We start from the raw sequence: 12,925 nt of genomic DNA, 5'->3' as shown, positions 1-12,925 counted from the left end.
AAAGGTGGGGCGCGGTGTCGATAAATAGGATGCCAGGCGGGCTCACAGGTTCAACTGATCTGACGGTTAACGCCTTGCAACCAGATCATCTGACTGCTGAATCCTCTGATAACGCTCGCCGCACCTTACGTGTAATTACCGATATTGTTGAAGTCTATATAGTTCGATTGCAGGCTCAATAATTGTTATAAAAAGTCACTTAATACTCTGCTCAAGTTAGTCTTCGCGCTAACAAGTGTAATGTTATCTGGCAGATGTTTTGATCGTTAGAATACGTCCAGTACATACATGGAATAAAGTGTAATGTGATAATCGGAAATGTGTTTGTAGAAATAACTTCACCACGTGAAGAGGTATATGTTTTTGGATGCGTTTGATGATTTGATGCTTGGCTACGCACTAAAAAAATTGACCGACGTGTTTGAAGAAATCGAGGAGGTTTCGAAAAACACCGCTTCGGACAAGGCAACGTGCGTGCTGGGTATCAGACAATCCAAAAACGCAAAAAAAATCCCCGTCTGGCTGGGGCGTCTGAGAGGCAGCACCCCTTATCAAGTCACGCATGTCCTGATCGATCAGATGCACGCCTCTCGCAAACTCAACCGTGACCTGCGCTTCGCGGCACAAGCTGCCTTGCTGGAAGCCCTGATAGAGGACGGACTGGCAATGCACATCGCGAGTTATTCGGTGGTTGTCGTAGAGAATCGCCTGAAGTGCTTTTCGGATCGATGAGCGTTGTATCTACTGAACACGCACCCAGTGTCCATTGCACTGGAAAATTGCACGAGGCGTGAGGAAGTAGCTTGGTGTCAAAACTGTACATCGCACAATACGCCGGCATCACCGTCATGCTTCCAGCGGCCATGGTCGTCGCTGGTTGGCTGTGGTGCATGGCCTCCAGAAAACTCGCGCTCTTATGGCTAGGCGTACTGTTCGTAGCCTATTTCGTCGTAGGTCTGAGTAAAGTGCTGTTCAAGGGCTGGGGAATCGGCCTGGAAAGCCTGGATATCGCGGTCATCAGCGGCCACGCAATGAACGCCTGCCTGGTGTCGACCGTTGTGTTGAGTTTGCTATTGCGCCAACTGGATCATCGCCTTCGATGGTTGGCACTGGGTGCCGGGCTGCTGTCGACCTGGTGGTTCAGCGTCCAGTATGTCGGTCAGACGATTCATCCTCTGCCGGAAGCGATTGCCGGGGCGGTTGTGGGGTCAATCGCGGCGTGCGTATTTCTTTTCAGGCTGGAGCGAAAGGAAATCCGCAAAATTCCCCGCATGGCCCTCATGCTAGGGCTCGCGATGATCATGCTGAGTACGAGTCTTCCAAAATATACAGCCGAGAGGCTCTTGAACTCTTTCGCCGTCACTCTTTCGGGGGCAGAAAAGGCATTCATGCAGCCTCAGTGGCGCACTCGCGGAGAATCGTCAAGGTTGTAGCTTTTGCTTCGGTTGTGAGTTCTGGCGAAGTGGCGTCACCCGAATTCACGACTGTTTTTCTCTTCGATCCGATCCAGCAGCTCTGCAGTTTTTTTCTGCATCAGTGCTATATCGCCACGACTCTCAACCTTCAACAGGATCTCGCTCTGCGCTGGGCAGATCTTGAAACGCCATTCAGTGAACGTCAGGCTCAGGCCGTCGCTGTCATCCACATCCAGTGCTTCACTGGCATACAGCGCCCGCAAGTACTCGAGTAGCGCAATGGGATTGCCGACCATGCGCCGAATATCACCCGAGGAAGGAAAGAGCCCGATGCGCTCCACCAACAACTTTGGCTGTGGGGTGATCGTGGGGGGAGTACTTTCGTATGTCCGCAACCAGGCCATCAATCCACTGTTGCCCTCGGTGAACTTCTGCCCCAAAACCATGTTGCCGGGTGCAAAAGGGTCCAGCGATTTATAGACAGAGTCGATCGGTGATCCGGAAGCGTTCATAGTGGTCTGCCTTGAAAAAGATTTATGGCCGCTTAAAAAGCGCGGCACCCAAGAGCAAAAAAAAGCGTGGGGCACGCTCCCTTGTAGGAGCTGCGGTGCGGCGATCCGACTTGTCGGGTCGCCGCATCGCAGCGATGGTCGATAACGATAACGCGTGTGAACCGGATAAACGCGGCGTACTTGAGTCCATCGCCAGCAAGCTGGCTCCTACAGAGGACTACATGCGCCTAACTGACGTTTACAGGCCTTTCTTATAGAAAATCGCATAACAGAAATGGGTGGCGTCGATTCAGTGCTTTGATGTTTTCAGGCGTGTTGTCGCTATGCCCACGCAGAAGCCATGGTCTTAAGTGCCAGGGAACCCGGCGGACTGTTTGACGGGTTGCACCCAACGCCACGCAATCAAGCCGAGCAACACACCGGCAGCATTGGCCAAGGCGTCGTAAGGTGATGCCGTGCGCAGCGGCATCAGTGCTTGTGCATATTCGATCAGGATCCCCGTCAGCAGACAGCCCAAGGCAATCCAGTGCGCCTTGACCCGCAGGAAGGCCAGCCGGCAACTAAAAGCCAACACGAAAAAACCAACCAGGTGATGCAGCTTGTCTTCCTGGGCAAAGGCTTCGGGAATCGGTTGCGCTCGCAAAGCGGCGGTCAGCAAAACCAGACAAACGCTGATGAAAAGCAGCGTGCGTATCCTTTGGGACAGTTGTGTGAAACCCAGGAGTAACGAACTCATTCGGTGATTTTCTCAAAGTTTTTATAGAACGCATCTTTGTCGCGGCCATTGGTCATTGTGTACAGCGAATATTGGCGGTTAAGACGCGCGCCACCATCGCGGGTCAAAGGAGCCCAGACCAGATTGGCGCGACGCATCGTGGAAACGCTCATCAACTCGTCGAAGGGGACCGAGATATAGATACCTTTGTCGAAGCTACCCTCGCCGAACTCTTCTGCCGAGGCCGTGGTGCGGGTGACCCATCCACCGAACCTCACACCGTTACTGAACTCATGCGACACATCAAACGTGGCACCCCAATCGCGCGCCAGGTAACGCCCAACACTGACCGCCGCCTGCAAATCGAACGGCAGTTCGGTATAGGTGGTGATGTGACCGGTCACGGTCTTGTAATCGCGCAGACCAAAACCCTGGTCAAAGTCACGCTGGCGTACATAGTTCAAATCAGCACCCAGGGCCCAGCGCTCGCCCATGGGGCGGTACAGCAATTCACCCCCGACCCCGGCGAACATTGACTCCAGATAACCGCCATACACCATGCCAAACAAGTCTTGATCCAGCTGCTTGGCATGGTTGAGCTGAAATGTCGGCATCGTTACATCAGAGGTGATGACGTACTTGCGCAAATCGGTCCGCACTCGGGGCAGGTTGCTCGGTGCGTCGTACGTGAACTTATCAAAGTTGTTCAGCAGATTGGTGCTGATGACCCCGCTCGTCCACGTGCTGCGGGTAAAGCGGTATTCTGCGTCCACATCAGCGGTCAGCTGGTACAGCATGCCGTCGGGACCGCCAATGTTTTGCTTGTAACCCAAGCCGATACCATAGGTAAAACGCTCGAGGGCCTGGGTGTACAACGTGTTTTCAATGTGCGGCGTGGCCCGGTTCAATTCGGTGGTGCGGTGCAGGTCTGTAAGGTCTTGTTGGTTGTTCACCACGGCCCGGAAAGTTTCGCGCGGCACACTGGTTTCTACCACAGGCATGTCGTAACGCTTGTTCACCATCGTGAACCAGTCGATTTCGTCATTCGCGCTGTTGTCCAGAATCCGGCTGGCCCGGCCCACGCCTTTGGCGGAGTAGAAATAGCGCGACTGCTCGCCATACACAATCAGCTCGGAATCGCGCTGAGCAATACGCTCGACCTTATAACCTGCGTTGTTTTCCAGTCGTTTGGAAACCCCCGCCCAGTCGACCTGATCGAGCGGCGTGGTTGGCTCGCGTGCCGGAAGCGCTTCGACAGCGGGGTCGTAGCGCTTGGCTGGCGCCTTGCGGCTGGCGAAATTGGTATGAAAAGTAATACCGAACAACGCGGTGTTGCCGCGCTCCCAACCTGCGGTCAAATCGACTGAGTCACTCAGCTTGAAGACCGCCCCGATGTTGATGGGCGAGTCCTGCTTCAGGGTAGTGTCGAACGGCTCGTGCTTGTAGTCGTTACCGTCGAACTCGAGTTTCAAGCTCAAGGGTGACCAGGGCGTCTGATAGGCCACGCCGCCAAACAACGCGGGCGAGCCTCGAAAATACGAGCCGGTATTGACGTTGCCTGCGTCCGCGCCCGTGTTTACCGGGCGTGTATCAAAGCGCTCATCGAGGTACCCCAGCGGGTTTTCGAAATCCCCGCGGTTACCGATGTAGCCCCAAGCAACGCCCAGGCTGAAATCCAGATCGTAGTAACGTTTGTTCGCCACAAAGTATTCGCTGGAAAACAGGCCGGTGCCCCCAACGTCCCGAAAGCCGAGCGCGACCTCGGGCAACCAGTGGCTTTCTTGCCAGAGGCGGGCTTTGACATCGACCGCCTTGTCTTTATAGACCTGGTCGCCGCTTAATGCCTCGGTCCCGTATTTTTGGTTGCCGATAGCGGTATAACGGAAACTGCCTTCCAACCAGTCAAGGGGCTGTATTGAAATGCTATAGCGCGAATATGGGTCAGTGCGGTTGGCGTTCAGGCTGAATTCGCCGGCGGGCGCCATCCGTGCGGTGGGGGTTTGCAGCAAACCCACGCCACCGAAATCATTCTGGGTAAAACGCGGCTCTCCATGAGCCAGGCTGTAGGGCAACAACACTACGGCGGCGAAACGTAACTTCAAGGGGCCACCTCGGGCAGCGGTTGGGTGGCGAGAAACTGGGCAAGCTGCTCGTTCAAGTCGGGTGTGGGCAGGTCCGGATCATCGTTGCGCACGGGCACCAGAATCGTGCTGCCGGCGGCGGCAAACACCCCGTCTTCGCGGTTCCAGGCGGCATTGCCGACTCGCCTGACCTGGCCATTGGGCTGAATCAACCACAGGTAATCGGCATCTGCGTCGGTCACCGGCAGACAACTTTCAAGATATTCCTGGACGGGCTGCAGGGCGCGATAAGGCAGCGCGCAGGGCTGTTCAACTGCGCCCTGGACAGTGACCGTAGTCGGGCGTAGAGGGTAAATCAGCTGGTCGCCGTCACTGAGCGAGTAATTGCGGGCGAACGCAACCTCCAGCGCCACGGGGTCGAGCACCGCGACTCTGCGGCCGGTAACGGGTAACTGGCTGACCTCTTCAAACAGGCGCGCAGCGAGGGCTGCGAGGCTGCTTTTTTCTTCAAGCAAGGCCCCACGTTGCAGTAATTTCAGATCGAACAGCACACCGGCTTTAAGGCGGATTTGCTGCTCCACCAGCGGCTGGTGCAACCAGGCGGCGGCCAGCCAGTAACTTTCGGCGTTCGGGCGCCCCTGGCTGACGGCATCGAGCAAGCGTGCACCTGGCACGAACCCGAAGGAACCGGCGTTTTTTACATCACCCGTGACCGTGACAGCGGCCTGAGCCATCGCAGAACTGGCCAGCAACAGGCAAGCCGACAGCGTTTTCAAATATCTCACCGAGCCGTCTCCCGGTCAGGGCGCAATTGCACAATCTTCAAGAAAAGGTCCGGCGTCAGATGTTGTTCGCTCTGCAGGATCAAGCCATCGTCAGGCCTGACCCAAAAACGGTTGGTGGCCTTGAATCCCAGCTCGGGTATGTCGATGCGTTCGTCTATGCGCTGCAACGCATAGTCCTTGTCCAGGATGGTGACGGTTTCGATGGCCTGTCGACTGAAGCGACTGTTGACCGCCAGCCCAACCCGCGGACCCTGATAGACATCTATCCAGCGGGTACTGCTGTAACCATCGGGCAATCGCTGCAAGCCAAGCTTGAACGGCGACTCGCCGTCGAAGCGCGTGCCGTCGAGATTGATGCCCAGGCCGACGCTGCGCACGACCAGACCGTCGCGCATCAACAACACCTGTTTGCCGGAGGCGACCCAGAACTCCAGGTCGCCCTGCTGGCGTAGCTTGGCCAACACACCGTCGCTTTCCTCCGTGGTGACCTTGATCTGCGCATAGGGCACGGCCTCCACTTGCGCCGCAGTCACTTCCAGCGACGGGGCGCCCAGTGTGGAGGCTTTAAAGGTATCCAGGGACGCCTGCATCAACGGATTACAGCCACACAGCAGTAATCCCACCGCCAGGCATGAGCTGTTACGCAAAGTTTTCAAAGCGGCTCAAACCTTATCGACTGCTGGCTTCACTGAGATTGTTTGTGGCCGCTGCGCCGGTACCCAGGATAACGGCCGATGGCAGCAACTGGCTGATCAAGCGGTTCCAGCGGGTCACGCCTGCAGGGCCGACGTAGACAATGTCCTGGGGTTGCAGATCGAAGCGGCTGGCAAGAGCAAACGCGGTTGGCGATTCGGCTTCCAGCTGAAAGACTTTTGCCGGCTCGGTTTCAAGGTTCTCGGCACCTCGAATGACATACAGCGCATTGCCATTGGAGGTGGCCTGGTTCAGTCCACCGACCGTTCCGACCGCATCCGCCAGATTCATCCGGTTGATTTTGAACGTGAGCGCCCGAGGCTGGCTGACCTCACCCATGACGTAGATCTTTTTCCGGTCGTTGTAGGGCAGGTACAACTGATCGCCGTCTTTCAAATAGACGTTATGCAACTGCGAGCCTTTGCCGTTAAGCGAGTCCAGATCCAGCGGATACTCACGTCCGTCCCGGGTCAGTGTCAGGCCGGCAAGGTCGGCATTCAATGGATCGACAGTAGCAGTACCCATGGCTTCGACGACGCTGAGCGGCGAAGTGGTAATGGGTTGTTGACCGGCTTTCAAAATAGCACCGGAAATAACGACTTTTTGACTGGCAAAGCGCAAAACACTCAAGTCAACCTGGGGGCTGTCGACAAATTGAGTCAGGCGCTCCGCAATAAAACCGCGTAGCTCCTCGATGGTTTTACCAGCAGCATGAATATTGCCGATATAGGGGTAAAACATGGTGCCGTCCGGGCGTACCAGGCGACCGTTCGCATCAATTTGCTGTTGCGCACCCGATGGTGCAGTCAACTCAGGATGGTCCCACACCGTGATGTACAACACATCATTGGCGCCAATCCGGTAAGCTCCCGGCTTGAACGCCAGCAATTCGGCGGGCACCGAGGCTTGCACTTTTGTCGCCGCGTTCTGGGCAATCAGTTTGGGCGTTATCGGAATCAACTCGATCCGAGTGCTTTCCGGTGAGCCTTCACGGCCGACCTGGCTGGTATCCAGGTGTTGACCAGGTGAGAACATACAGCCCTGCAGGGCAACACCTGCAAGCACAGCGAGCGACAAACTACGAATCATGATTGAGGACACTTGTGGAGGGAACACATCAGAACGAAACCACCCGGATTGCTCCGGGTGGTAGAAGGCTATCGACCTTGCGGTGCGCTTAGCGTGTACCGGTGGTACCAGTGGTGCCGGTAGTGCCAGTAGTGCCGCCGTCATTGTTGCTTCCGCCGCCACTGGATGACAGCGCAGCGGCTCCGGCGATAACTGCAGCGCCGATGCCGAGAGCAGTCCCTGTGGTCAGGCTGCCCACGAGAGGGGTGTTCAGACTCAAAGGAGCGTTTGCTGCGGGTTTTGCAGGAGTGCCTGGAGCAGAAGACGCTGCGGGAGGCTCAGCGGCGAAAACGGAGGCACTTAAAGAAAGCATTAGAGCGGAAGCAAGTAGTTTGGTCATGGTAGATTCCTTTTTGATGCATCGTCGGTATTGGCGGTGAAGCTAAGAAGCGAGCGTGCAAGGCCAAAAACTCTGAGCGTCCAGTAGCGTTAAGTATAGTTATTGATTCGAGCTCGATGAGAGTTGACCTCTGGGTCATTCCTCAGTGAGATTTATCTTGCGATCATTGTCTCAAGAATACCTGTGTAGGATGTCTAACAGGTCTGACGTTTTCTAACGTACCCGCTGTTTCTAACAGTTGTTATTGGGTATGTGGTGCCAATGTAATGGTTCACGTCTGATCGCTACGCCATACGAGAGATGCTACCGGCCATAACCTTGTGGGTTAGCAGCTTGCCAACGCCAAGTATCGGCCATCATTTCCGGCAACCCGCGCTTGGCCTTCCAGTCCAATTCATTGGCGGCTTTTGTGGGGTCGGCCCAGCACTCGGCAATATCTCCGGGACGACGCTCAACCAATTTGTAAGGCACGGCCCGACCACTTGCCTCCTCGAATGCCCGAATCATTTCCAGCACGCTGTAACCGATACCGGTGCCCAGGTTCCAGATGTTCACCCCGGTTTTTTGGAGGACTGTCCGTAGCGCGCACAAATGCCCGTCGGCCAGATCCTGCACATGGATGTAGTCGCGCACCCCGGTACCATCCTGCGTCGGGTAATCGGCACCGAACACCGATAACTGCTTGAGCTTGCCAATGGCCACCTGGCTGACATAGGGCAGGAGGTTGTTCGGCAGGCCATTGGGATCTTCGCCAATCAGCCCGCTTTGGTGCGCTCCCACCGGGTTAAAGTAGCGGAGCAGGGCGACGCTCCAACGCGGGTCTGATTTCGCCAGATCCTGCAACAGATCCTCGACCATCAGCTTGGAGCGACCATAGGGATTGGTCGGCACGCCAGTGGGGAAATCCTCCCGGATCGGCATCTGCGTCGGCTCGCCATACACCGTGGCGGAAGAGCTGAACACAAAATTGAAAACTCCGGCGTGGGCCATTGCCTGGCACAAGGTGACACTGCCTGCGACATTGTTGTCATAGTAGTGGAGCGGTTTGCGGACACTTTCCCCCACCGATTTCAAACCGGCGAAATGTAATACCGCGCTGATCCTCTGCGAAGCGAACAGCTCATCCAGCAACGCACGGTCGCGAATATCCCCCTGAATAAATTCCGGAAACTTGCCAGAGATAACGCCCACTCTATGAAGTGACTCCTTCGAGCTATTGCTGAGATTATCCAATACTATTACGTCATAACCCGCTTCGAGCAAAGCGAGGGTGGTGTGCGAGCCTATGTAACCGGCGCCGCCGGTTACCAGAATTTTTCCGGTCAAAGGAAAGAGTCCTTTAAAGTGAGCAAGAAGAGAGGAATGAGAAGTCAGCATTTACGTGCGACAACAACACGAAGAGGGAGTCAGGTCGCTTGGAGTTTTTTAGTGAGTAACTAGACGAACTTGCCGCTTGTGGATAGGTATTGCATCTACATTCTGCAGAGCTGCTGGCTTACACGTTGCCGCCATTACAGCTTGTTTCGGCCTTCCATATTTGTCTTCGAAACACACGATATCGTATTCACCGAGGTAAGAACCGGATTGCACCTCAATCAGTTCCAGAGGGATAACTCCCAGATTTTCCAAGGCATAGACCTAGCCATTGGGAATGTAGGTGGACTGATTTTTCGTGACCAGATAGGTCTTTGCACCGGGCGGTATGTGGTGCAGATTTGTTGACCTGCCTGATCTTCCAACATGACAACGATAAACAGAATTATCGGCAATAACCTTGCGGGTCGCCTAACTGCTAGCGCCAGTTATCAGCCATCCTTTCCGGGCTCGACTACTCGCCCGCTCGAATCATTTCCAGCAATCTGTAACCGACACCAGTGCCCAGGTTCCAGATGTTCACAACAGTCTTTTGGACAATAGTCCGTAGCGCACTCAAATGCCCCTCAGCCAGATCCTGCAAGTGGATGTAGTTGCGCACCCCGGTCCCATCCTGTGTCGGATATTCGGCACCAAAACTGCTTGAGCTTGCTAAGGGCCGCCTACCTGACATAAGTCAGAAGATTATTCGGTAAGCCATTAGAGTCTTCGCCAATCATCCAACTTTGGTGTGCACCCGCCGGGCTGAAATAGTGGAGCAGGGTGATGCTCCAGCGTGGCTCCGATTTTGCCAGGTCTTGCAATACATCCTCGACCATCAGCTTGGAACAACCATAAGGGATTGGTCGGCACGCTAGTGGGAGAGTAATCGCTGATGGGGATCTGCGTCGACTCGCCATATACCGTGGCGGAAAAGCTGAATATCAAACTGAACACTCCGACATGGGCCATTGCCTGGCATAGAGTTACGCTGCCTGCGACGTTGTTGTCATAGTAGTCGAGGGGTTTGCAAACACTCTCCTCCACAGATTTCAAGCTTTAAAACCGGCGAAATGTAATACCGCGCTGATTCTCTGCGACGTGTACAAGTTATCCAGCAAGGGGCTGCCACGGATGTCGCCTTGAATAAACAGAGGTGCCTTGCCGCAGATCCGTGCGAAACGCAACAGCGACACTGGCGAGCTGTTGCACAGGTTGTCCAGCACTATCACTTCGTAGCCGGCCTCGAGCAGAGCCACGACAGTGTGGGGGGCGATACAACCGGTGCCGCCGGTTACCAAAGTTTTGTCAGAAAAAACTTAGTTCTATCAGCGGTAAAAGCTCACATTTTGTGCTTCTTTATCTTGAACATAAAAGCATCATAAGAGAACAAAACTAAAAACTTAATAAAGTCCGATGTATATCGTTTTAAAAGTTTCGGTTCATCGGCAATCCTGAAAGCCCAGCGTAAGTTGAATCTATCAACCCAAGCAGGGTAATATCTAAGTCCCGCTTTTGCCGTTTGATGAAAAAAACCACCGCTAGTATAGCCGCAGCCCCGCCATCCCGCTTTTTTAAGATCAATAAGAAATTGCTCTTGGTAAGGAGTGCCCATGCTAGCAATTACAAAATCTGGATTTTTCAGTGATATTTCCTTAAGAATTTGTTCTCTTTCCAAGGGTGAAACAAAAAACCCATGTCTTATACCAGCCACCCGTAACTGCGGATAAGCTTTGATAACCTTGTCAACAGCTGCCTGTGCGATCTTTGGTTCGCCACCTATAAAATATATACTTTTGCCCTTCAACACGGCGAGATTAAATATTTGAGGCGCAAGAGACGTCATATCAAAACTTTTGCGTTTTTTATAAACTCCTATCAAGCGTAAGAAAAGGCAAAGAACAATGCCGTCGCAATGAATTTCATCAAAGCCGGAAATCAGGTCAGGATTTTTCCTGGCTAATAGATAGGAATAGTGATTGAGGAAAGTATACAACCCAATATCAGATCCTGAATGATGGGAATTAATTTTTGTTAAGATGTTGTTCATAAGAGCGCGTCATTTTCCATGTTTGATCAAGGCAGTTAGTGTTTGCACAGTCTCGGTGCGCAGAAGGTAAATAAAGAAACAAGCGGGGAAACGTAATCGGCGTATTGTAAATAAGTATTCTGAGCAAATTTAACGCGGGGTCATTAAATGTAGATACTTTTATACAAAACCACTTTTATACAGAGTCTTAAATCTGAAGATCAACGAAACTGAAGGGGGCGGTTGTTTTTTGTTGTGGTTTGGCTTACAAATTCAATTATTATCAACAAGAGCACAAACCAAATATTAAATGATAAAAATAAGGACTCCAAAGAGTTAACCATTACAAACGACAGAAAAAACACAACGCTAATCGTCAAATCCAACTCGTTATTTTTTTTAGGGATTATTTTTTTTATGAAAGCTAATACCAAAAATACTCCAACCATCCCTAAAGAAAATGCGAGATCAAGAAAGCCACTGTGGGTTGATCCAACTTGAAATCCGACATTGCTAGCAAATGTAGAGTTGGCGTTGAAAAATGCTTCGAATTGATTTAGTCCATACCCAAAAACGGGGCGCTCAAAAAACATAGATAAAATAAAACCCCAAATAAAAACTCTACCAGTAAATGTAGTGTCTTTGTCGAGAATAGTTAACCCCGGCGGGGCAAAACTAACTAAAAAAGGAATAACTGATATGAGAGTAATACCTGCATATATTGGGTGGCGAAATTTATAAATTACGGCGCGTATTTTTTTTGACTTCAAAAATAAATACATAGTGAGAACTAATATTAAACAAATTAATGCGGTTGTAGAGCTGCTCATGAAAGTTAGAAAAATAGATAGGCCCAGTCCAATCAAAGGTTTCCAACCCATCCCCCTACCAATCATTGAGATGAAAATGCAGGCACCCAATACGGAAAAATTTCCTAACCCATTTTTGTGTGTAAATATCCCCTGCCAGTCTCCCTCATGGAGGCCGATAGAAACACCGTAACTGGGAATGAAAAGAGAAAACGCGATAGAAATCAGCGACACAACAACAAAAAAATTAGTTAGCTCTTGCAATATGACAATTCGTGAGAATTTCAAAAAATAAACTCTCACAAAAGCAAATATAAGCGGAATAGCCAGCAGTAACTTTGCGGAGGCAATCCGGTCTTTAGACCAAAAAATCGATACAAATATATAAACAAGAAGCAGAACCATCCATTTGTCATTCCCCTTGATTATAGATTGTCTGTTTTTTTTACGGGCTACAACGTATAACGCGACGCAAAAAAACGCAAAAAAAGCCCATATCATGCTTGTGAAGTTTAAAGGGCCGGAGTAAGCCACTGTTACTACCTGGCCCTCCGCTGTTGCTCCTCCGGTTTTAAATAGCTCGACCGAGTCCGTGGAGAGATAAAGCATTAAAAAAAAACAGCATTTCAATGCCAAGTTGTAAATTTTGTTTTGCAAGGAAATTTCCCCGTCACATCATAATTCGCGCTATATAGATAATATCTATGTTTTAAACTGTGGTACGTGTCAAGGTACCTATCGTCTTGGTACTGCTGCGACTACCCATTGTGCCCTTAACTTCAGGATGTTCGGGGTTCAATTGCATCTGCCAACTTTCAGTTGCGTGTCCCGCTATTCGAGCGGATGGGATTGATTTTCGTGACATCGTCATAAATCGTTGCTCTAGCTCTGTAAAAGAGCTGTTGTTTTGCCTTCGTGACGTTTGTTTGGTGTCACGTATATCAAGGCACTATGACGATGGTCTTTGATGTACCACTCGATAAATTTTGCACCCAAAGTTCTTGCCCCAGATCGCATTGGCTTTTTTTCTGAGTTGCACCAAAGCCTCCGCTTCAGCGCATACAG

13 protein-coding genes and 1 pseudogene are annotated in these 12,925 nt (G+C 52.0%); 2 read left to right on the top strand and 12 right to left on the bottom strand.

Annotated elements, in window-relative coordinates; translation table 11 throughout:
- Positions 1-363: 363 nt before the first annotated feature.
- Together AC1DKH_RS19125 and AC1DKH_RS19120 are read left to right on the top strand one after the other, a co-directional pair.
- A complete protein-coding gene (locus tag AC1DKH_RS19125) occupies positions 364-732 on the top strand; it encodes a hypothetical protein (protein ID WP_477798945.1) in 369 nt (122 codons plus the stop codon).
- 74 nt (positions 733-806) lie between these two features.
- The gene (locus AC1DKH_RS19120) at positions 807-1,433 is read left to right on the top strand and encodes a hypothetical protein (RefSeq protein ID WP_477798944.1); all 627 of its coding nucleotides are present in this window, start codon (positions 807-809) and stop codon (positions 1,431-1,433) included.
- 35 nt (positions 1,434-1,468) lie between these two features.
- Here the strand turns inward: AC1DKH_RS19120 and AC1DKH_RS19115 are convergent, their stop codons facing one another.
- From AC1DKH_RS19115 to AC1DKH_RS19060, 12 genes and pseudogenes are all read right to left on the bottom strand, one after another.
- Positions 1,469-1,927 (bottom strand): mannose-1-phosphate guanylyltransferase, encoded by a 459-nt coding sequence (locus AC1DKH_RS19115; RefSeq protein WP_477798943.1) that lies wholly within the window; start codon positions 1,925-1,927, stop codon positions 1,469-1,471.
- A gap of 346 nt (positions 1,928-2,273) precedes the next feature.
- Entirely contained in the window at positions 2,274-2,663 is a 390-nt protein-coding gene (locus AC1DKH_RS19110; RefSeq protein WP_477798942.1) for a VanZ family protein, read from the bottom strand.
- The gene (locus AC1DKH_RS19105) at positions 2,660-4,744 is read right to left on the bottom strand and encodes a YjbH domain-containing protein (RefSeq protein WP_477798941.1); all 2,085 of its coding nucleotides are present in this window, start codon (positions 4,742-4,744) and stop codon (positions 2,660-2,662) included. Before AC1DKH_RS19105 ends, AC1DKH_RS19110 begins: the two co-directional genes overlap by 4 nt.
- Positions 4,741-5,508: a capsule biosynthesis GfcC family protein gene (locus AC1DKH_RS19100; RefSeq protein ID WP_477798940.1), complete on the bottom strand. Its 768-nt coding sequence runs from the start codon at positions 5,506-5,508 to the stop codon at positions 4,741-4,743. The genes AC1DKH_RS19105 and AC1DKH_RS19100 overlap by 4 nt, the downstream gene beginning before the upstream one ends.
- Entirely contained in the window at positions 5,505-6,164 is a 660-nt protein-coding gene (locus AC1DKH_RS19095; RefSeq protein ID WP_477798939.1) for a YjbF family lipoprotein, read from the bottom strand. Before AC1DKH_RS19095 ends, AC1DKH_RS19100 begins: the two co-directional genes overlap by 4 nt.
- A 13-nt stretch (positions 6,165-6,177) precedes the next feature.
- Positions 6,178-7,290, bottom strand: a complete 1,113-nt coding sequence (locus AC1DKH_RS19090; RefSeq protein WP_477798997.1) for a polysaccharide biosynthesis/export family protein — start codon at positions 7,288-7,290, stop codon at positions 6,178-6,180.
- A 682-nt stretch (positions 7,291-7,972) separates the two neighbouring features.
- Positions 7,973-9,046 (bottom strand): UDP-glucose 4-epimerase GalE, encoded by a 1,074-nt coding sequence (gene galE, locus AC1DKH_RS19085; protein WP_477798938.1) that lies wholly within the window; start codon positions 9,044-9,046, stop codon positions 7,973-7,975.
- 150 nt (positions 9,047-9,196) lie between these two features.
- Positions 9,197-9,364 (bottom strand): annotated as a pseudogene (cpsB, locus tag AC1DKH_RS19080) (mannose-1-phosphate guanylyltransferase/mannose-6-phosphate isomerase); the annotation flags it as partial.
- A 378-nt stretch (positions 9,365-9,742) separates the two neighbouring features.
- The gene (locus tag AC1DKH_RS19075) at positions 9,743-10,069 is read right to left on the bottom strand and encodes an NAD-dependent epimerase/dehydratase family protein (RefSeq protein WP_477798996.1); all 327 of its coding nucleotides are present in this window, start codon (positions 10,067-10,069) and stop codon (positions 9,743-9,745) included.
- A gap of 5 nt (positions 10,070-10,074) precedes the next feature.
- Positions 10,075-10,281: an NAD-dependent epimerase/dehydratase family protein gene (locus AC1DKH_RS19070; protein ID WP_477798937.1), complete on the bottom strand. Its 207-nt coding sequence runs from the start codon at positions 10,279-10,281 to the stop codon at positions 10,075-10,077.
- A gap of 83 nt (positions 10,282-10,364) precedes the next feature.
- Positions 10,365-11,072, bottom strand: a complete 708-nt coding sequence (locus AC1DKH_RS19065; protein WP_477798936.1) for a WecB/TagA/CpsF family glycosyltransferase — start codon at positions 11,070-11,072, stop codon at positions 10,365-10,367.
- A 200-nt stretch (positions 11,073-11,272) separates the two neighbouring features.
- Positions 11,273-12,517: an O-antigen ligase family protein gene (locus AC1DKH_RS19060; RefSeq protein WP_477798935.1), complete on the bottom strand. Its 1,245-nt coding sequence runs from the start codon at positions 12,515-12,517 to the stop codon at positions 11,273-11,275.
- Between the last annotated feature and the right edge of the window lie 408 nt (positions 12,518-12,925).

This window comes from Pseudomonas sp. 05L36 (assembly GCF_056398125.1).
Note: the sequence above shows the minus strand (reverse complement) of the source record. Positions and strands in the feature narration are given on the sequence as shown.